We start from the raw sequence: 18,540 nt of genomic DNA, 5'->3' as shown, positions 1-18,540 counted from the left end.
TCCCGTCTACAAGGCTTCGACGGGCGCGCAAGCCCGGCGACGGCATGCGCCCAGGGAAACCCCAAAACGCGGCGAATGAGGGCTGACATCGGCCTTCGCCATGGCTATATCAAGCCCGCCCGGCACGTCCGGGCTTTTGGCGTTGGATGGATTTTGGGACATGACGGGATCGACACGATCGAGCAGCGGGCTCGATGACCGCCGCAAGCGGCTTTTGTTTCGCTGCTGGCACCGCGGCACCCGGGAGATGGACCTGATCCTCGGCCGCTTCGCCGACGCGACCATTGGCGAACTGTCCGACCACGAGCTCGGCGAGCTCGAGCATCTGATCGAGGTGCCGGATCCCGACCTCTATTCGGCGCTGACCGGCGACAAGGTGCTGCCGGCCGAATATGCCACCGCGCTGTTTGCCCGCATCAAGGCGTTTCGGGTCGCGGATCCCAGCGCATGAAACAGCCGATGAAATCACCGGCCGCGATGCTCGCGCCCGGCCGGGTGCTGACCATCGCCAACGTCGCCGAGGGCGCCGAGGGGCTCGTCATCTCGGATCTGGCGCGCGCCATCGCGGCGCAGCCGAAGCGTCCGGCGGTGAGCCTTGCCGTGGTGTGCCGCGACGGCGCGCGGATGCAGCAGCTCGCCCGCGCGCTGGAGTTCTTTGCACCCGACATCGCCGTGATGCAGGTTCCGGCCTGGGACTGCCAGCCCTATGACCGCGTCTCGCCGCATTCAGGCATTTTGGCGCAACGCCTGACCGCTTTGGCCAAGTTGTCGCGGCTGGTCGGCAGCGACAAACCGCTGATCGTGCTCACGACAGTGAACGCCGCCGTGCAGCGGGTACCGGCGCGCGACCAGGTCGCAGCGCAAGCGCTGTCGGTTGCGCCAGGCAATGTGGTGCCGATGGATTCGGTCGTGGCCTGGCTCGAGCACAACGGCTACACCCGTTCGTCAACGGTGCGCGAGCCCGGCGAATATGCCGTGCGCGGCGGCATCCTCGATCTGTTTCCGGCCGGCCTCGACCAGCCGGTGCGCTTCGACTTCTTCGGCGACAGCCTGGAATCGATCCGCACCTTCGATGCTGAGACCCAGCGCACGCTGCTCGACATGCGCGGGCTCGATCTCGTGCCGGTCTCCGAATTCCAGCTCACCACCGAAACCATCCGGCGTTTCCGCATGGGCTATGTCGCCGCGTTCGGCGCGCCGGAGCGCGACGATCAGCTCTATGAAGCCGTCTCCGAAGGACGGCGTCATCCCGGCATGGAGCACTGGCTGCCGCTGTTCCAGGAGCGGATGGACACGCTGTTCGATTATCTCGACGGCGCGACGGTCGCGATCGAGCCGCAGGGCGAGGACGCCGCGCGCGAGCGCTTCTCGCAGATCGTTGACTACTACGACGCGCGGCGCGAGGCGCTGGAGCATCCGGGCAGCGGCGCGATCTACAAGCCGCTGCCGCCGGACCAGCTCTATCTGACCGAGGCCGAATGGACCAAGCTGCTCGGCGATGCGCCGCTGGCGCGGCTGACGCCGTTCGCGGTGCCCGAAGGCACGCCCGAGGTGTTCGACGCCGGCGCGCGGCAGGGCCGCAATTTCGCCCCCGAACGCGCCGACAGCAACGTCAACGTGTTCGAGGCCGTGGTCGGTCATGTCGGCGCGCTGCAGTCGCAGCGCAAGAAGGTGGTGATCGCGCTGTGGAGCGAGGGCTCGCGCGACCGCATGGGCGCGATGCTGCGCGACCACAAGCTCCTGAACACGACCAGCGTCAACACCTGGCGGATCGTGCAGGCGACGCCGCGCAACGAGACCATGCTGGCCGTGCTCGGCATGGAATCCGGCTTCGAGACCGACGAGTTCGCCGTCATCAGCGAGCAGGACATTCTCGGCGACCGCCTGGTGCGGCCGCGCAAGGCGAGCCGCAAGCTCGACAATTTCATCTCCGAGGTGACGAGCCTCGCGACCGGCGATCTCGTGGTGCACGTCGAGCATGGCATCGGCCGCTTTGTGGGCTTGCAGACGCTGGAAGTCTCCGGCGCGCCGCATGATTGTCTCGAACTGCACTATGCCGCCGAAACAAAACTGTTCCTGCCGGTCGAAAACATCGAGCTGTTGTCGCGCTACGGCACCGACAGCGCCAATGTCGAGCTCGACCGTCTCGGCGGCGGCGGCTGGCAGGTGCGCAAGGCCAAGTTGAAGAACCGGATCCGCGAGATCGCGGGCGAATTGATCAAGATCGCGGCCGAGCGGCAGCTGCACGAAGCGCCGAAATTCCCGCTGCAGCCGCACGTCTATGACGAGTTCTGCGCGCGCTTCCCCTATGAGGAGACCGAGGATCAGCTCGGGGCGATCACCTCGACCTTGAAGGACCTCGAGATCGGCCGCCCGATGGACCGCCTGATCTGCGGCGACGTCGGCTTCGGCAAGACCGAGGTGGCGCTGCGTGCGGCGTTCGCCGTGGCGCTGGAGGGCAAGCAGGTCGCGGTCGTGGTGCCGACCACGCTCTTGGCGCGCCAGCACTCGCGGACCTTCACCGAGCGCTTCCGCGGCTTCCCGGTCAATATCGCGCAGGCCTCGCGGCTGGTCTCGACCAAGGAGCTAAACCAGGTCAAGAAGGGGCTCACCGACGGTAATGTCGACATCGTCGTCGGCACCCATGCGCTGCTCGGCAAGGCCATCAAGTTCAGGGATCTCGGCCTGCTGATCGTCGACGAGGAGCAGCATTTCGGCGTCAGCCACAAGGAGCGGCTGAAGCAGCTGCGCGCCCAGGTCCATGTGCTGACGCTGTCGGCAACCCCGATCCCGCGCACCCTTCAACTTGCATTGACCGGCGTCCGCGAGCTCTCGATCATTGCCTCGCCGCCGGTCGATCGCCTTGCGGTGCGCACCTTCGTCGCGCCGCACGATCCCCTGATGATCCGCGAGGCGCTGCTGCGCGAGCGCTACCGTGGCGGACAGGCGTTCTACGTCGTGCCGCGGATCGAGGACCTCGCCGGCGTCAAGGACTTCCTCGACAAGAACGTGCCGGAGATGAAGGTCGCGGTCGCCCACGGCCAGATGCCGCCGACCGTTATCGAGGACATCATGTCCGCGTTCTACGACGGCAAGTACGACATCCTGCTGTCGACCACGATCGTCGAGTCCGGTCTCGACATCCCGAACGCCAACACGCTGATCGTGCACCGCGCCGACATGTTCGGCCTCGCCCAGCTCTACCAGCTGCGCGGCCGCGTCGGCCGCTCCAAGCTGCGCGCCTATGCACTGTTCACGCTGCCGGCGCAGCAGAAGATCACGGCGCAGGCGGAGCGCCGGCTCAAGGTATTGCAGTCGCTGGAGACGCTGGGGGCCGGTTTCCAGCTCGCCTCGCACGACCTCGACATCCGCGGCGCCGGCAATCTGCTCGGCGAAGAGCAGTCCGGCCACATCAAGGAAGTCGGCTTCGAGCTGTACCAGTCGATGCTGGAGGAGGCGATCGTCAACCTCAAGGCCGGCGTCGCCGAGCCGGCTGCCGACCGCTGGTCGCCGCAGATCACGATCGGCATGCCGGTCCTGATCCCCGAGGACTACGTCAACGACCTCAGCGTGCGGCTGTCGCTGTATCGTCGGCTCGCCGATCTCGACACCGACGAGGACATCGACGCCTTCGCCGCCGAAATGCGCGACCGCTTCGGCGTGCTGCCGGACGAGGTGCGCTATCTGTTCAAGGTCGCGGCGATCAAGGCCTATTGCCGCCGGGCCAATGTCGGGAAGGTCGATGCCGGCCCGAAGGGCGCCGTGATCGCATTCCGCGATAACAGCTTCGCGCATCCGGAGCGGCTGGTGAGCTTCATCCGCCAGCACGGCCAGGCCGCCAAGGTGCGGCCCGATATGAAGGTGGTGTTCTTCCAGGAGTGGGATACGCCGGAAGAGCGCCTCGCCGGCACCACCGAGATCCTGCGCCAGCTCGCCAACCTCGCGGAGAGCAAGAAGGCGGCTTGACACGCGGTTCGACGCAAGCCCCTGCTCAGGATCGGATCAAATATGGCGCAACGTGGTCGTCGAGCAGCTTCAGGAACTGCTCGGCGAGAACGCTGAGTTCGCCGATCGTCGGCTTGAGGACCCCGACCTCGTAGTGGATCGCCGGCGCGAAGGGGCGGACGACGAGCGCGCTCGCGCCGCTGGTTCGCCTGAGCGTTTCGGACGCGCTGAGCGCGTCGACGAGGCAGACACCCGCGCCATCGATGACGAGGTTGAGCGCGACGGCAAAGAATTCACACTCGATCGCCGGATGAAACGGCGTACCGCTGGCTTCGAAGGCGCGCGATACCGCGGCATAGGTCGATCGGCTCTGCGAGGTGATGATCAGATCATGTCGCTCGAGAAGATCGGGAGTGACGACTTTCCGGTCAGCCAGTGCATGCGTTGCGGGCATCACGCAGTCGAGCGACATCCGGTAGCGCCGCAACACGACATTGGTGCGGTCGAACGGCGGCTCGGCGACTCCGAAGTCGAATGCACGCGCCGAGACCAGGCTCCGGACATTCTCGGAGCTTCGGGTCAGGAGCCTGATCGTTGTTGACGGACGCTCGCGCTGGAAGCGGCTGACGACGCGCGGAAGCCAGACGATCCCAGGTCCCGGACTCGCGATCGTCAGAACGCCGCGCTTGCCTGCGGAGATCCCGGCAGCGGCGTCCTCCAGTTCGGCAAACCCGGCGAGCGCCCGGATCGCTTCATTGTGCAGCAGATGCGCCTCCGGCGTAGGCACGATATGGCGGCTCTCCCGGCGAAACAGCGCAAAGCCGACATCCGCCTCCAGCCGTTTCAAGGCCGTACTCACAGCCGGCTGCGATATGCCGAGTGCGCGCGCAGCCTCGGTTGCCGATCGATGCTGCATAACAGCATGGAAAATCTCAACAAGACGACGATCCATAACCAATATCTATATATCGTTTCGATGATGCTCGTGGTATGAGCATGGAGGGAAACGCCAATAATACAAGGAATTTTCGCACATCACGCCGGCGAAATTCCAGATAATGTTACCGCAATCTGAGCGTGACGAGCATTGGCATTATATTTGCTTATGTTTCGGGATGAACTCGTCTGGAGGGTCTGCGGGGATGAACATTAGCCACGCATCATGCGCCGCGTCGGTCCTGGCCGCCGAGGCGGTGGTCAAACGCTTCGGCGCCCACACCGTTCTGAACGGCGTGGACCTTGCGCTGGGCACCGGGCAGTCGACCTGCATCATCGGTCCAAGTGGCTCCGGCAAGACGACCCTTCTGCGATGCATGGCGCTGCTGGAGGCTCCTTCCGACGGGCGCGTCGTGATGGAGGGGGCGACGGTCTCGCAGGCCCGGCCATCGTCGGATGTGCGGCTCGCTGCCCGCAAGGTGCGGCCGGAAATCGGAATGGTGTTCCAGCAGTTCAATCTGTGGCCGCACATGACGGTGCTGGGAAATATCATCGAGGCCCCGATGCGCGTGCGCGGCGTCAGCCGGGATGAGGCGGTCGTCACGGCCGAACGGCTGCTTCAGAAGATCGGCATGGAGGCGAAGCGCGATGCCTATCCGGCCAGGCTGTCCGGAGGCCAGCAACAACGTGTCGCGATCGCCCGGGCGCTTGCCATGCAGCCGAAGATACTCCTGTTCGACGAGCCGACGTCGGCTCTCGACCCCGAACTTCGCCGCGAGGTGCTGCAGGTCATGCGCACGCTCGCGCTCGAAGGCATGACGATGCTCGTGGTGACACACGAGATGGGCTTCGCCCGGCGCGTGGCGAGCCATGTCGTGTTCATGGACGAGGGGATGATCGTTGAGCACGGCACGCCCGCCGCTTTTTTCGAACGGCCGACGACCGAGCGCGCCAAGCGCTTTCTCAATCAGTTTGACGAGTGATCACCGCAAGACAGGAGATTGAAGCTCATGCCAAATCTGCGCCGACTTGCCTTCGTTTGCGCGCTCTTTCTCTCGATGACGCCGGCGGCTGCCCAGCAGACGCAGTCGCGCCTCTACGAGATCACCAAGAGCGGGGTACTCAGGGTCTGCATCTGGCCCATGTACTATTCGATTTCGTTCCGCAATCCGGATAGCGGACAGCTCGAGGGGATCGACATCGACCTCTCCAAGGAGCTCGCAAAGGACATGGGCGTGAAGCTGGACTATGTGGAGACCAGCTTTGGCAGTTTCATCGCCGACCTGCAGGCCAACAAATGCGATCTCGGCATGTTCGGCGTCGGGGCGACGATGAAGCGTGCGCAGGCCGTCGCGTTCTCGGACCCGTATCTGACGAGCGGCGTCTATGCCGTCGTGCGCAAGGGCGGCCCGATCACATCCTGGGCGGATATCGACAAGCCGGGCGTCAACGCCGGCGTCTCGCTCGGCAGCTATGTCGAGAACTTCATGCGGTCCTACTTCAAGAACGCCAAGACCGTCGCGGTTGCACCTCCGGCCACGACCCCGGCTGAGCTGATGGCGCAACGCGTCGACGTCGTCATGACCGATTATCCGGCCTCGATCAAAATGAATGCCCAGTTCGACTGGACCACAACGGTGGCGCCGCCGGAAAACCTGTCCGTGACGCCGTACGCGTACGTCATGAACCAGGGTGACCAGATCTGGCTGAACTACGTGAACCTGTTCGTTCGCACCATCAAGCTCGACGGCCGGCTCAAGGCCGCCGCCGAGAAGAACAAGCTCGGACCGATCGTCGCGCCCTGAGACATCAGATGCAAAGCTACAGCTTTCGCTGGGACGTCATCCCGAACAATCTGGGTTTTCTTGCCTCCGGCATGGAAATGACCCTGTTCATTTCAATTGTCACGCTCGTGGTGGCGACCCTGTTGGGGCTCGTCATCGCGATCATGCAGATGTCCCGTTTCCGCTTCGCGCGCATCATCGCGCTTTCGGTCGGCGAAATCGTCCGCAATACGCCGATCCTCGTGCAGCTGCTATGGGTCTATTACGTGCTGCCGATCGTCTTCAATGTGAGGATCGATGCGCTGGCCGCGTCGATCCTCGGTCTCTCGCTCTATTCGGCGGTGTTCATCTCCGAGGTCTTCAGAGCGGGCATCCAGACCGTTCCGGTCGGGCACCGCGAAGCGGCGCAGGTGCTCGGCCTGACGCCCGCGCAGAGCTTTGTGCGGATCGTTGGCCCGCAGGCGATTCGCAGCGTGCTGCCGCCGCTCGCCGCCAATTTCGTCCAGCTCATCAAATATTCCTCGCTTGCGTCCGTGGTGTCGGTCGGCGAGGTCACGCGGCGCGGCATGGAGTTGTCTTCGTCGACGTTCAGGCCGCTGGAAATATTCACCTTTATCGCGGTGGTGTATTTCGCGATCTGCTGGCCGCTCACCCACTCAATCCGCATATGGGAAGCACGCCTTGCACGACGTTGATCAAGTTCGCCGCGCGGTTTCGAGCGATCGGACCAGCGAGGTCGTCGAGCTGGCGATGCGGCTGATCGGAGTGCCGTCGCCGAATCCGGACGGCGACACGCGCGCCGTGGCGGCGCTAGCGGCCGATCTTCTCAGGGCGCATGTGCCTGGCGTTGCGGTTGAGCTGCATCCGGGGACAGCCGAGATCGTCAACGTCGTCGCGCGGATCAAGGGCCATGCCCCCGGCCGCCGCATCGTGTTCAACGGCCATCTCGACACCTATCCGTTGGGCGAGCGGATGAGCTGGTCGGTCAATCCCGACGGAGAGGTCGTAGGCGGCCGCCTTTACGGCCGCGGCGCTGCTGACATGAAGGGCGGCATCGCGGCATCGATGGCCGCGATGGCCGCATTGGCCGAGCAAAGCGAGGCATGGGCGGGAGAGGTGGTGCTGACGCTCGCCGGCGACGAGGAAAGCATGGGTCCGTACGGGACCAAATACCTGCTCGACCAGGTCCCCCATGCCAGCGGCGACGCCGTGATCATTGGCGACGCCGGTTCACCGATGGTGCTGCGCTTCGGCGAGAAGGGATTCCTTTGGATCGAGATCGAGGCGGAGGGCAGCGCGGCGCACGGCGCGCACGTCCATCTCGGCATCAATGCGATCGATCGCTTGCGCGAAGCGCTGGACAGAGTGAGTGAGCTGCGCAGCCTGGCAGTTGCGATGCCGGTCAATGTCGCCGACGCCATCCGCCGTGCAAGGCCTGTCTCCGAACCGCTGTGCGGCGCCGGCGAAGCCGACGTCCTGTCGAGCGTCACGGTCAACATCGGAACGGTGAGTGGCGGTTCGTCACCGAACCTGGTGCCGAGCCAGGCGCGAGCGGCCATCGATCTGCGTCTGCCGGTCGGCGTCACGTCGGAAGCTGTTCTCGCGCGGTTGCGGGAGGTGCTCGATCTGCCCGGCATCACATGGCGCGTGTTGCGCTGCTTCGAACCCAATCACACCGGCCCCGGTGACGAGATCGTCACGCGCTGCGCAACTGCGGCGACGGACATCATCGGCAGGGCGCCGGCGATCAACATGCGCGTCGGCGGCTCCGATGCGCGCTGGTTTCGAATGGCCGGAATCCCGACGGTGGTCTATGGGCCGACTCCTCACAACATGGGCGCGCCGGATGAGTACGCTGACATCGCCGAACTGGCGACGGTGTCGCGCGTGCACGCGCTGACCGCTTTCGACATGCTGACAAGAGAGAACAGAAAATGAGCGACGTGGCGGGTTTCGTGGGTCCGGAAACATTCATGGGATTGCCGGCGGGGTTACCGCGGCCGGGCAGCCGCGCCGCCGTGCTCGGCGTGCCGTTCGACTGCGGCACGCATCCGTTCCGCGTCGGCGCCCGGCAAGGCCCGCTGGAGGTCCGGCGGGAGTCGCGGCTCATTCGCCGCTATCATCCGTCGCTTGCCGACGTCGACGTGCTGTCATTGCTGGGTGCAGTCGATGCCGGCGATGTGGCCTTGGTGCCGGGACGCATCGAAGACGCCTTTGTGAAGATCGAGGCTGCCGCCGGTCGAATTCTCGAGCTTGGCGCGGTGCCGGTCGGGATCGGCGGCGACGGTTCGGTCTCGCTTCCGCTGATGCGCGCCGCCGCCCGGTACCACAAGGATCTCGTCGCACTGCATATCGACAGCCATACCGATGCATATCCGTATACGCCGGACGATCAGTACAATGCGGCCACGCAGTTCACCAATGCGGCGCAGGAAGGCGTGGTGAACGCCGGCCGATCCTGGCACATCGGCGTGCGCGGATTCACCTATTGCCCGGGTGTGCTCGAACATACGCGGTCGCTCGGATTTCGCGTCGTCACGATCGAGGAGCTGATGCGGCGCGGTTTCGCGCAGACCGTCGCGGAATTCAGCCAGGTCGTCGGCGCGCGACCGGTCTATCTGTGCTGGGACATGGATGTGTTCGATCCATCGGTCGCTCCCGGCGTATGCACGCCCGCCTGGGGAGGCCTGTCGGCCCGGGAGGGGATCGAATTGCTGCGCAGCCTTTCAGGCTTGAATATCGTCGCGATGGATTTCAACACGGTCAGCCCGCCACAGGACGTTCAGGGAATGGCCGCCCAGCTCTGCGCCCATATGATCATGGAGGCTCTCGTACTGCTTGCCGCGGGCATGGGGCTGTTGCCGGACTGAAATCGCAGCGGCTTGATGGGGTATGCCGCGCCGGCGATGACCGTGCCCTAAAATCCGCGGGCCTTACGACGCCGCGCGCTCCGGCATCCCGAACAGGCGCCCGAGCAGCGAGATCGCGGAATCGCCCGGCATCAGCGTTGCGACGCTGACCGCGGGCTCGGCACGCGTGTCGCGGCGGCCGTTCTGGGTGTGGCGCATCACGCTGGCCAGACGCCGCGTGATCGCCTGCGCATTGCGCAGGTCGGTTCCGGCGAACGCCACGACCAGCGAGCGGTCGTCATGTACCGCGCCGAAATCGGCCTGGCGCATCAGCCGGCTGATGATCCGCGCGCCGTCGAATTGCGCGCGCGGCTGCGTGTCGTCGAACGTGAACCGCGCCACCGAAAGCGCGCCGCCGCGCTCGGCGGTCTGGTAGACGGTGGTGGCGAAGTCGCGCTCGAACGCGGCCTTGGTGAGCAGCCCGGTGCGGGCGTCGATCAGGCCCCTGGCGTCGATCGCCTTCAGCATGCGGCCGAGCCGCGCCTCGAAGGCGTGCTGGCGGATCATCGGCAACGCCATGTCGGCGATGCGCGTCGGCCCGGCCGTGACGATCTCGAGATTGGGCAGCTCGTATCGCGGCGTCAGCTCGCCCGAGGCGACGATCACGGGCAACGGGCGGAAGCGGACGTCCTCGGTCAGCACGGTCAGGAACGCATCCATCACCCGCGGAGTGAAGCCTTCCGCCAGCACGATGCCGTCGATGTCGCGGCTCGAGAGATGCTTGGCGGCGGCCTCGATGCTGAGCGCGCCGACCACGCCGGCGCGTTCGCCGAGCGCGACCGACAGCGTCGGGTAGGCGCCGCCGCGGCCGATCAACAGCGCGGTGGCCTCTCCGATCGGATCGATGTCAGACAGGGCGATCGGTGCCGGCGGCACCAGGCGGCGCATCACGGTGGCATGCAGGCCGCGAACGCGTAACGACGCATTGAGCCGGGCGACCAGCCGATCCGGCAGACCCTTGTTCTGGAAGAATGCGATCACGGTGTCGGGCAGGGTGGTCGCAGGATCGACCGCGATCAGCGGCAGATACGGCGCGCGGGCGGCGGCGCGCTTGGCGAGACCCGACAGGGTGACGAAGTCGACGCCCTCGGCGGCCGCGATGATCGCTGCCGGCTTGACCTGCTCGATGGCCCGTCCGGCCTCGTTCCAGTCGCTGACCACGACCGGGAACAGTTTCGTCTCATCGAGGACTGCGGCAAACGACGGCTTTGTCGACGCCGATACGATGAGGACCGGACCTTGTTGGGACATTCGAACGCTCGAAACCAATGCTTAAGATCAGCAAACGGCTGCGATGCTAGTTCGCATGGCTTAATGCAGCGTCAACACAATGATAAGACTAACGCAATGATAAGATTTTAACTCAGTCCGGCGCCACCACGGTCGCGAAATGCTTCGACCATCAAGGGGTTAAGCCCAAGTTCTGTGAGGGCGTCGCGGGCGCGCGCATTGTCCTGCGCCCGTCCGGCCAGCCGGTGGCCGCTGAGACGGTCCGGCAATGCCGTGAGCAGCGCGCCCTGGCCGAGGCGGCGCGACCACTCCTGCAGCTCTTGGGCGAGGAAGCGGTAGCCGCCGACCGTCATCACCCCCGACGGCGGCGCGGTGATGTTGATGGCCCCGGTCGCGCGATCGACCCGTGCGGCATATTCGGTGTCGACGAAATCGCGCGGCGGCGGCGCGATCAGGCTGTCGCCGGGCGGAGGCGGCGGCGCATAGGCGGCGACCGGTACCATCGGGCCGCGCAAGCCGAGCGTACCCTTCGGCGTCAGCAGGATCTCGCCGGCGATCGATGCGCCGGGCGCTTCGCGCGGCGCGCTGTGCGGCCCCGGCTTGATCAGGGCCGGCGAGCCGTCCTCGGCGGTGCGGCGGGCGCCGAACAGCCCGGCCTCGCCGAACAGATAGACGTCGGTCATGGTCACCGGCCGCGAGGTCCAGTGCGCACTGGAGGCAACTTGCTCAGGCGTGCGCCAGAGGCCGATCACGTTGCGCAGGCTGGGCAGGCGCTCCGACAGGCCGCGCTCGTCGAGCCGCAGCGCGAGCTGCGCCGGCGCGATCAGCGTGTTGCAGGCGTGATCGTTGAACTGGGTCTCGAACGCGTCCTCGTCGAACGGGTGGTGCAGCACCAGCGTTCCGCCCGACAGCAGCCAGGTCACCAGCGACGCGCAGATGCCGGCGAACGACATCGGCGCGAACGCCGACATGATGGTGGCGCCTGGCGGCAGATCGCTCTCCAGCGACATCGCGAGTCCGCCGGCAATCAGGCCGAAATGCGCCCGCGGCACCGGACGCAAACCTTCACTGGTGACGTCGAACGAGATCAGCGCCGGCTTGCGGCCGTCCTCGATCATCGGGCGCGAGGCCCGGGAGTCCTCCAGGATCGCCTGGTCGAGCGAGGCCATGCCTTCGGGCAGATCATTCCCGAAGCCGCAGACATGGCGGATCGAGAAGGCTTCCGCCGCGGCGTTCATGGCGATGTCGGCATAGGAGACGCCGTCGATCCGGCCGCAGCTGACGATCGCCCGCGCCGCGGTGCGGTTGAGCACGGATGTCAGCTCGGCCTGCCGCCACAGCAGCGGCAGCGGCACCACCACCAAGCCTACCCGATGCGCGGCGAGGACCGTGAGGGCGAATTCAACCGTGCCGGGCAGCTGCACGGCGATCACCGTGTTGGCCGGCAACCCGCTCTGGACGAAGTGGGCGGCGATCGCCGAGATCGCGCGGTCGGCCTGGGCATAGGTCAGGCGCTTGCGGGTCTGTCCGGTGATGCGCTGCTTGTTGAGCGGGTCGACCAGCGCCAGCGCCTCGGGCTGCCGCGCCAAAGTGCGCTTGAACAGGGTATCGAGCGTTGGCGAGGTGATCGACTGGTTCACGGGTTCAACGTCGGTTGCATCGCTTCGGTCGGACCAGATCATGCCGCGTCGGGTCGCATCACCCGGCCAATCATCTGGATTGCGGGCCGGGCTTCTGCCACCAGGTCTCCGGCAGGTAGCCCGTCAACGCCGTGGTCGAAGGCCGTTCTATCCGATTCCAGCGCGCGATCCATTGCTCTCCCAAGTTAAATAGGGGGATAGCGTAGAAGCCCGACATCAGGGCCCGGTCCAGCGCCCGCACCGCCGAGACGAAGGCCGGCCGCTCGCGCGCTGCGAGCAGCGCCGCGATCATGGCGTCGATGGCGGGATCCTTGGCGCCCATGTAATTCCTTGTGCCCGGCACATCGGCGGCCTGGCTGCCCCAGTAAAACCACTGCTCGTTGCCCGGCGACAGCGACTGGTCCCAGCGGATGGGAATCATGTCGAAGTCATAGCCGACCCGGCGTTGCTCGAACTGCACCGCGTCGACCACCCGCACAGTGGCTTCGATGCCGGCCCGCTTCAGGTCACGCTGATAGGCGAGGGCGATCCGCTCATGCTCGCGCGTCGTCACCAGGATCTCGATGCGCAGCGGCGTCCCTGTCGAGCGCTGCTTCAAGACTGTGCCGTCGAGTGCGTAGCCCGCCTCGGCGAGCAGCGCGAGCGCACTGCGCAGAAGGCTGCGGTCGCGTCCCGACCCGTCGGTGACCGGCAGACGATAGCGGCCGTCGAGGATATCGGGCTGGATGTGCGACAGGTATGGCTTGAGCAGCTCGCGCTCGCGATCGTCAGCGGGACGGCCATAGGCGGACAGATCCGATCCGGCGAAGAAACCGCCGGCGCGCGAGAACAGTCCGAAATAGTAGTTGCGGTTGACCCATTCGAAATCGAACAGCATCGCCAGTGCCTGACGCACCCGCAGGTCGGCAAATTTCAGCCGCCGGCTGTTGAACACCAGGAATTCGGACGGCCGCGGCGTGCCGATCTTGATGGTGTCGCGGATCACCTCGCCGTTGCGCGCCGCCGGGAAGTCATAGCCGTCGTGCCAGCGCAGCGGCTCGGTCTCGGTCCGGAAATCATACAGCCCGCGCTTGAAGGCCTCGAACATGCCGTTGGCCTCGCGGTAGTAATCGAGCCTGATCTCGTCGAAGTTCCAGAGGCCGAGGTTGATGGGCAGATCGCGGCCCCAATAATTGGGATCACGCGTGAAGGTGACGCTGGCGCCGGGCTTGACCGCCGTCACGCGGTAGGGGCCGGACCCGATCGGCGGCGCCAAGGTTGTTTCCTCGAATTTTTCCGGTTCGATGGCGTGCCGCGGCAGGATCGGCATCAGGCCGAGGATCAGCGGCAATTCGCGATCCGCCACGCCGCCGAAATCGAACCGGACCGTGAGCGGGTCGAGCGCCTCGGCCTTTGCGACTTTCGAATAATACTGACGGTGCATCGGACGGCCGTGGTCGCGCAGCAGCGCCAACGAGAACAGCACGTCGTCGGCGAGTACCGGCCGGCCATCCGAGAAGCGGGCGCGGGGATCGATGTGGAATGTCACATAGCTTCTGGCGTCGTCGGTCTCGACGCTGCGCGCGAGCAGGCCGTACAGCGTGAACGGCTCGTTATTGCCCCGCGCCATCAGGCTTTCGTAGACATAACCGCGCTCATAGCCGTAGCCCCTGACCTGCTGCACGGCGACGCCCCGGATGATCATCGGATTGAGGCTGTCGAAGGTGCCGATCACACCCTGGATCAGGCGGCCGCCCTTGGGAGCGTCGGGATTGGCATAGGGCAGGTGGGTAAAGTCGGGTGGCAGCGCCGGGGCGCCATGCATCGCGATCGCGTGGCTCTCGGCGGCCGCCACAGGGGCCAGCCCGCTCGTCATGCATCCCAAGACCAGCCATGCCAAGACCAGCCAGATCGCGGCCCATGCGGCGCGCCAAGTGTGCCCGGGAACACGTGCGTGAGGCGCCGGATTTGATTCGCGAAACGTCACGTCCCGAGGTTTATCACAGGCCGCTGAAACCCGCCGGGAGATGCGGGCAAATACGCTTGTCGGCATTGATCTTTCCGCGCGCCGCTGTATTGAAGGCGTGCAATTCGAAGGCGGGAACGCCTGTCACGTATCCGCCTCAATTGACTAGGAGACAGCCGCCCAAACGGCTATGTGTCGGCGCCTGCAGCGGTTTCGGGCTTCCGTTCAGAAAGGGTTTTCCGCAATGAATTTCCGTATCTTGGCCGCCCCGGTCCGGCCGCATGGGCGAATTGTTGCCCTGATGGCGGCGACGGCATTCTCTGCAGCGCTCCTGGTTCCTGCCGCTCGGGCCCAGCAGCCGGCAGCGCCGGCGCCTGCGGCACCGAAGGCTGCGCCCAAGGCGGCACCCAAGGCAGCTCCGAAGGCTCCGGCAGCCCAGGCGCCCGCCCAAGCACCGGCCGCCGGCCAGCCGCCCGCTGCGGCCGCCCAGCCGCCGGCGCAGGATCAGCAGATCCAGCTGATCTACGCCCCCTGGACCAAGTTCTGCCTGAAGGGCCAGGAAGCCAACGCCAAGCAGGTGTGCTTCACCGGCAAGGACGGCCGCATCGAGTCCGGCCAGCCGGTGATTGCGGCCGTGATCATCGAGCCGGAAGGCGAGCCGAAAAAGATCCTGCGCGTCACGCTGCCGCTCGGCATGCAGCTCGTGCACGGCACCCGCATCATCGTCGACGGCAACCCGCCGCAGCAGGCGCCCTATGTGATCTGCTTCCAGAACGGCTGCATGTCCGACTATGAAGCAACGCCCGAGCTGATCGCCAACATGAAGAAGGGCCAGAACCTCGTGGTCCAGGCGATCAATTCGAACGGCGCGCCGCTGACGCTGCCGCTGCCGCTCAACACCGAATTCGCCAAGGCCTATGACGGCCCGCCGACCGATCCGAAGGTGTTCGAGGAAAACTCGAAGAAGCTGCAGGAAGAGTTGCAGAAGCGCGCCGAAGAGCAGCGCAAGAAGCTGGAAGGCGCGGGCGGTGGCTCTGCGCAGGCTCCGGCGCCGGCCAATCCGGCGGCCAAGTAAACACTTCAATCTCGCGTTCAGGAAAACGCGAGATCATCGCGATCAAAAGGCGCCCGGAAGGGCGCCTTTTTTTGTCATGCGAAACAGACTGGCTGCTGGCAGCCTGCTGCGCTGGTGATCGCGCAGATCGTGTGCGATGGTCATCGAAGGGTGGTTCGATTGCGTCGCGCGATGAGCGCGCATCGTTCGTGCCTCGTCCGGACAAGTCCGGCGTCGAAGCACAATCATAAATCCGATACGGGAGGCCAGACGAAAGCGCAGACAGCGCCTTCGATGCGCAAATCTGCGCGTGGTTCTTCCGCGAATCCTGGCCGCCGTTCGCAGTCATGGAAGTCGCGCTATGTCCCAGCAAGTCAGCACGCAGCGGCGCGAACCGCGCTCCCGGCCTCCGGAACGGCCGACCGGCCGCCCTTCGGTCGATGCTGGCGTTCGCGTTGGCCAGGACAACATCCCCCGAGCGTTTCATCCCGGCATCGTCCATCTCGCGCTGGCGATGGGCGGGTTCGCGATCGGCATCGCCGAATTCGCGACCATGAGCCTCTTGCCGTTCTTCGCCCATGACCTGCACATCAGTGAGCCCCAGGCCGGCCACGCGATCAGCGCCTACGCGCTCGGCGTCGTCGTCGGCGCGCCGGTCATCGCGGTGCTGTCGGCGCGCATGACGCGGCGGACGCTGCTGATCGCGCTGATGGGCTTCTTCGCGCTGATGAACGGCCTTTCGGGGCTCGCGCCCGATTATCACACCATGCTGGCGCTGCGCTTCATGGCGGGGCTGCCGCACGGCGCCTATTTCGGCATTGCCATGCTGGTCGCAGCCTCGCTGGTCCCGATCGACAAGCGCACAGCGGCCGTCGGCCGCGTGCTGCTGGGGCTCACCATCGCGACGACGATCGGCGTTCCGCTCGCCAACGGGGTCGGGCAGGCCATCGGCTGGCGCTGGGCCTTCGCGATCGTCGCCGGTCTCGCGCTCTTGACCGCGATCCTGGTCCTGATCTTCGCCCCGCGTGATGCCGCAAACCGCAATGCGAGCCCGCTGCGTGAACTGTCGGCACTCGGGCGCAAGCATGTCTGGCTGACGCTGGCGATCGGCGCCATTGGTTTCGGCGGGCTGTTCTCGGTCTACACCTATCTGGCGTCGACCATGCTGGCGGTAACCCACTCGTCGCCGGCGCTGGTGCCGGTCACGCTGTGCGTGTTCGGCGCCGGCCTCACCGCCGGCAACATCATCGTGCCGCGCTTCGCCGACCGCGCGCTGATGGCAACCGCAGGCGGGCTCCTGCTGTGGTCGGCGGCGACGCTCGCGCTCTATCCGCTGGCGGCCGGAAATTTCTGGACGCTGACCGCCGACGTGTTCCTGATCGGGCTGGGCGGGGCGCTCGCCACCGTATTGCAGACCCGGCTGATGGACGTCGCGGGCGAGGCGCAGAGCCTCGCCGCCGCGCTCAACCACTCAGCCTTCAACGTCGCCAATGCGCTGGGTCCGTGGCTCGGCGGAATGGCGGTTGCCGCGGGTTATGGCTGGACGTCGACCGGCCTCGTCGGGGCGGGGCTGGCGCTGGCGGGATTTGTCGTCTGGGCGATCGCGGTTGTCTTGGCCAGGCGCGAGGGGGTGTGAGCGTGGCAGCGCGAAAGCCGTGGCATTCGCCGGAGCGCCGCCGGACCTCAGTTCAGCGACGGATTGCGCGGACGGTAGCCGCCCGATTTGTCCTTGATGAAGATCTCCGCCACCTGCGAATGCCGGATCGGCTCGCCCGACTCGTCGGGCAAGAGGTTCTGCTCCGAGACATAGGCGACGTACTCGGTCTCCGAGTTTTCCGCGAGCAGATGGTAGAACGGCTGGTCCTTGTGGGGCCGCATGTCCTCGGGGATCGACAGCCACCATTCCTCGGTGTTGTTGAACTCCGGGTCGATATCAAAAATCACGCCCCGGAAGGAGAACACCCGGTGACGGACGATCTGCCCGATCTGAAACTTGGCGGTGCGCGCTTTGATCATGGCTCGTCGATAGACCAACATTGTGGCCGATGCTAGGGGCTAAGGTCCGAATTAACCCGCGCTTTACCGATTCCAGCCCTGCAAAAACGACCCGAAATCCGGCCGAGAAACTACTTTCAGAATGATCGATATCCTCAATCTGGCGTTGCCGTATTTCGGCTTGATCTTCATCGGTTACGCGTGCGGCAAGGCCAAGGGTTTGCCCGAGAGCGGGCTCGCCTGGATGAATTTCTTCCTGCTTTACGTTTCGTTGCCGGCGCTGCTGTTCGGGATCATGTCCAAGACGCCGTTTGCGGAGCTGAACAACCCGCCATTCCTGATCGCCACCACGCTCGGAACCGTGCTCGCGTTCTTCCTGGCGATGGTCGCGGGCAAGGTGATCGGCGGGCTCACGCTGCGCGAGGCGACGCTGGCCGGCCTGTCGGGCGCCTACGGCAATATCGGTTACATGGGTCCTGGCCTCGCGCTCGCCGTGCTCGGTGCCAAGGCGGCGGCGCCGACCGCGCTGATCTTCTGCTGCGACAGCATCTTCCTGTTCTCAATCGTGCCGCTGCTGATCGAGCTCACCGACCGCGACCATCCCTCGCTGCTGCATGCACTTGGCGTGGTGCTGCGGCAGATCGTGCAGAACCCGCTGATCATGTCGGCCGTGTTCGGGGCGCTGGTCGCCGCGTTTCATATCCCGATCCCGGTCGCGCTCGATCGCACCATCCAGTTCCTGGAAAACGCCGCCGCGCCGACGGCGCTGTTCGTGCTCGGCATCACGGTGGCGCTGCGGCCGTTCGAGCGGGTGCCGTGGGAGGTCCCGGGCGTGGTCGCGATCAAGCTTTTGATCCATCCGCTGCTGGCGTTTGGCCTGATGCTGCTGTTCGGCCCGTTCGCGCAGCCTTGGGCTGCGACAGCGGTGCTGATGGCCTCGCTGCCGCCGGCGCTCAACGTGTTCGTGATCGCGCGGCAGAACGACACCTGGATCGAGCCGGCCTCGGTCGCGGTGCTGATCGGCACCTTCGCCTCGGTGGTCACGCTGACCAGCGTGATGTGGTTCATCCAGAGCGGACGGCTGGTGTTTCCTTAACGTACG

At 65.7% G+C, this 18,540-nt stretch carries 16 protein-coding genes; 10 read left to right on the top strand and 6 right to left on the bottom strand.

Annotation, left to right across the window (positions count from 1 at the left end; genetic code table 11):
- Positions 1 to 160 precede the first annotated feature (160 nt).
- Both IF803_RS09815 and mfd read left to right on the top strand, forming a co-directional pair.
- Complete coding sequence (locus tag IF803_RS09815; protein WP_304495363.1) at positions 161 to 451, top strand: FAD assembly factor SdhE; 291 nt, start codon at positions 161 to 163, stop codon at positions 449 to 451.
- Positions 448 to 3,966, top strand: coding sequence for a transcription-repair coupling factor (mfd, locus tag IF803_RS09810; protein WP_461192002.1), 3,519 nt, complete (start codon positions 448 to 450; stop codon positions 3,964 to 3,966). Before IF803_RS09815 ends, mfd begins: the two co-directional genes overlap by 4 nt.
- Before the next feature lie 25 nt (positions 3,967 to 3,991).
- Here the strand turns inward: mfd and IF803_RS09805 are convergent, their stop codons facing one another.
- On the bottom strand, positions 3,992 to 4,897 hold the full coding sequence (locus tag IF803_RS09805) for a LysR family transcriptional regulator (protein ID WP_461192001.1): 906 nt from the start codon (positions 4,895 to 4,897) through the stop codon (positions 3,992 to 3,994).
- A 190-nt stretch (positions 4,898 to 5,087) separates the two neighbouring features.
- Here IF803_RS09805 and IF803_RS09800 point away from each other — a divergent pair, with 190 nt between their 5' ends.
- Genes IF803_RS09800 through IF803_RS09790 form a run of 3 tightly spaced genes read left to right on the top strand, consistent with a single transcriptional unit; the run spans position 5,088 to position 7,360 of the window.
- On the top strand, positions 5,088 to 5,864 hold the full coding sequence (locus IF803_RS09800) for an amino acid ABC transporter ATP-binding protein (RefSeq protein WP_461192000.1): 777 nt from the start codon (positions 5,088 to 5,090) through the stop codon (positions 5,862 to 5,864).
- Between the two features lie 27 nt (positions 5,865 to 5,891).
- Positions 5,892 to 6,686 (top strand): ABC transporter substrate-binding protein, encoded by a 795-nt coding sequence (locus IF803_RS09795; protein WP_304495366.1) that lies wholly within the window; start codon positions 5,892 to 5,894, stop codon positions 6,684 to 6,686.
- A gap of 8 nt (positions 6,687 to 6,694) precedes the next feature.
- Positions 6,695 to 7,360 (top strand): amino acid ABC transporter permease, encoded by a 666-nt coding sequence (locus IF803_RS09790; protein WP_018271600.1) that lies wholly within the window; start codon positions 6,695 to 6,697, stop codon positions 7,358 to 7,360.
- A 115-nt stretch (positions 7,361 to 7,475) separates the two neighbouring features.
- On the opposite strand, the gene IF803_RS09785 is transcribed toward IF803_RS09790, so the two are convergent.
- Positions 7,476 to 7,610, bottom strand: a complete 135-nt coding sequence (locus tag IF803_RS09785; RefSeq protein ID WP_461191999.1) for a hypothetical protein — start codon at positions 7,608 to 7,610, stop codon at positions 7,476 to 7,478.
- On the opposite strand from IF803_RS09785, the gene IF803_RS09780 reads away from it, so the two are divergent.
- Together IF803_RS09780 and IF803_RS09775 are read left to right on the top strand one after the other, a co-directional pair.
- On the top strand, positions 7,596 to 8,603 hold the full coding sequence (locus IF803_RS09780; RefSeq protein ID WP_461191998.1) for a M20/M25/M40 family metallo-hydrolase: 1,008 nt from the start codon (positions 7,596 to 7,598) through the stop codon (positions 8,601 to 8,603). The two genes, IF803_RS09785 and IF803_RS09780, sit on opposite strands and share 15 nt — an antisense overlap.
- Positions 8,600 to 9,535: an arginase family protein gene (locus IF803_RS09775; protein WP_461191997.1), complete on the top strand. Its 936-nt coding sequence runs from the start codon at positions 8,600 to 8,602 to the stop codon at positions 9,533 to 9,535. Before IF803_RS09780 ends, IF803_RS09775 begins: the two co-directional genes overlap by 4 nt.
- Before the next feature lie 63 nt (positions 9,536 to 9,598).
- Here the strand turns inward: IF803_RS09775 and IF803_RS09770 are convergent, their stop codons facing one another.
- The 3 genes from IF803_RS09770 to IF803_RS09760 all read right to left on the bottom strand — a co-directional run bounded on the left by IF803_RS09770 (position 9,599) and on the right by IF803_RS09760 (position 14,299).
- Complete coding sequence (locus tag IF803_RS09770) at positions 9,599 to 10,825, bottom strand: GGDEF domain-containing protein (RefSeq protein WP_461191996.1); 1,227 nt, start codon at positions 10,823 to 10,825, stop codon at positions 9,599 to 9,601.
- Positions 10,826 to 10,932: 107 nt separating this feature from the next.
- The gene (locus tag IF803_RS09765) at positions 10,933 to 12,486 is read right to left on the bottom strand and encodes an AMP-binding protein (RefSeq protein ID WP_461191995.1); all 1,554 of its coding nucleotides are present in this window, start codon (positions 12,484 to 12,486) and stop codon (positions 10,933 to 10,935) included.
- A 28-nt stretch (positions 12,487 to 12,514) separates the two neighbouring features.
- Entirely contained in the window at positions 12,515 to 14,299 is a 1,785-nt protein-coding gene (locus IF803_RS09760; RefSeq protein ID WP_461191994.1) for an extracellular solute-binding protein, read from the bottom strand.
- Positions 14,300 to 14,633: 334 nt separating this feature from the next.
- On the opposite strand from IF803_RS09760, the gene IF803_RS09755 reads away from it, so the two are divergent.
- Complete coding sequence (locus tag IF803_RS09755) at positions 14,634 to 15,464, top strand: invasion associated locus B family protein (protein WP_028340693.1); 831 nt, start codon at positions 14,634 to 14,636, stop codon at positions 15,462 to 15,464.
- Between the two features lie 340 nt (positions 15,465 to 15,804).
- Positions 15,805 to 17,079 carry an MFS transporter gene (locus tag IF803_RS09750; protein ID WP_461191993.1) on the top strand — a complete coding sequence of 425 codons (1,275 nt, stop codon included), beginning with the start codon at positions 15,805 to 15,807 and terminating at the stop codon, positions 17,077 to 17,079.
- A gap of 47 nt (positions 17,080 to 17,126) precedes the next feature.
- Here IF803_RS09750 and hspQ read toward each other — a convergent pair whose 3' ends face one another.
- The gene (hspQ, locus tag IF803_RS09745; protein WP_021081543.1) at positions 17,127 to 17,459 is read right to left on the bottom strand and encodes a heat shock protein HspQ; all 333 of its coding nucleotides are present in this window, start codon (positions 17,457 to 17,459) and stop codon (positions 17,127 to 17,129) included.
- A 121-nt stretch (positions 17,460 to 17,580) separates the two neighbouring features.
- Here hspQ and IF803_RS09740 point away from each other — a divergent pair, with 121 nt between their 5' ends.
- On the top strand, positions 17,581 to 18,534 hold the full coding sequence (locus tag IF803_RS09740; RefSeq protein ID WP_016845765.1) for an AEC family transporter: 954 nt from the start codon (positions 17,581 to 17,583) through the stop codon (positions 18,532 to 18,534).
- Positions 18,535 to 18,540: the final 6 nt, after the last annotated feature.

The organism is Bradyrhizobium sp. UFLA06-06 (assembly GCF_054820065.1).
The sequence above is the reverse complement of the archived record's forward strand: the minus strand, read 5'-3'. Positions and strand labels throughout refer to the sequence as shown.

What these genes read in the sequence shown, in the direction of transcription:
- mfd (WP_461192002.1), top strand. Translation starts at nt 448, where the DNA reads ATGAAACAGCCGATGAAATCACCGGCCGCGATGCTCGCGCCCGGCCGG.
- IF803_RS09765 (WP_461191995.1), bottom strand. Translation starts at nt 12,486, where the DNA reads ATGATCTGGTCCGACCGAAGCGATGCAACCGACGTTGAACCCGTGAAC.
- IF803_RS09775 (WP_461191997.1), top strand. Translation starts at nt 8,600, where the DNA reads ATGAGCGACGTGGCGGGTTTCGTGGGTCCGGAAACATTCATGGGATTG.
- IF803_RS09795 (WP_304495366.1), top strand. Translation starts at nt 5,892, where the DNA reads ATGCCAAATCTGCGCCGACTTGCCTTCGTTTGCGCGCTCTTTCTCTCG.
- IF803_RS09805 (WP_461192001.1), bottom strand. Translation starts at nt 4,897, where the DNA reads ATGGATCGTCGTCTTGTTGAGATTTTCCATGCTGTTATGCAGCATCGA.
- IF803_RS09800 (WP_461192000.1), top strand. Translation starts at nt 5,088, where the DNA reads ATGAACATTAGCCACGCATCATGCGCCGCGTCGGTCCTGGCCGCCGAG.
- IF803_RS09785 (WP_461191999.1), bottom strand. Translation starts at nt 7,610, where the DNA reads ATGGCCGTTGAACACGATGCGGCGGCCGGGGGCATGGCCCTTGATCCG.
- IF803_RS09760 (WP_461191994.1), bottom strand. Translation starts at nt 14,299, where the DNA reads ATGACGAGCGGGCTGGCCCCTGTGGCGGCCGCCGAGAGCCACGCGATC.
- IF803_RS09750 (WP_461191993.1), top strand. Translation starts at nt 15,805, where the DNA reads ATGTCCCAGCAAGTCAGCACGCAGCGGCGCGAACCGCGCTCCCGGCCT.
- IF803_RS09740 (WP_016845765.1), top strand. Translation starts at nt 17,581, where the DNA reads ATGATCGATATCCTCAATCTGGCGTTGCCGTATTTCGGCTTGATCTTC.
- hspQ (WP_021081543.1), bottom strand. Translation starts at nt 17,459, where the DNA reads ATGATCAAAGCGCGCACCGCCAAGTTTCAGATCGGGCAGATCGTCCGT.
- IF803_RS09790 (WP_018271600.1), top strand. Translation starts at nt 6,695, where the DNA reads ATGCAAAGCTACAGCTTTCGCTGGGACGTCATCCCGAACAATCTGGGT.
- IF803_RS09755 (WP_028340693.1), top strand. Translation starts at nt 14,634, where the DNA reads ATGAATTTCCGTATCTTGGCCGCCCCGGTCCGGCCGCATGGGCGAATT.
- IF803_RS09770 (WP_461191996.1), bottom strand. Translation starts at nt 10,825, where the DNA reads ATGTCCCAACAAGGTCCGGTCCTCATCGTATCGGCGTCGACAAAGCCG.
- IF803_RS09815 (WP_304495363.1), top strand. Translation starts at nt 161, where the DNA reads ATGACGGGATCGACACGATCGAGCAGCGGGCTCGATGACCGCCGCAAG.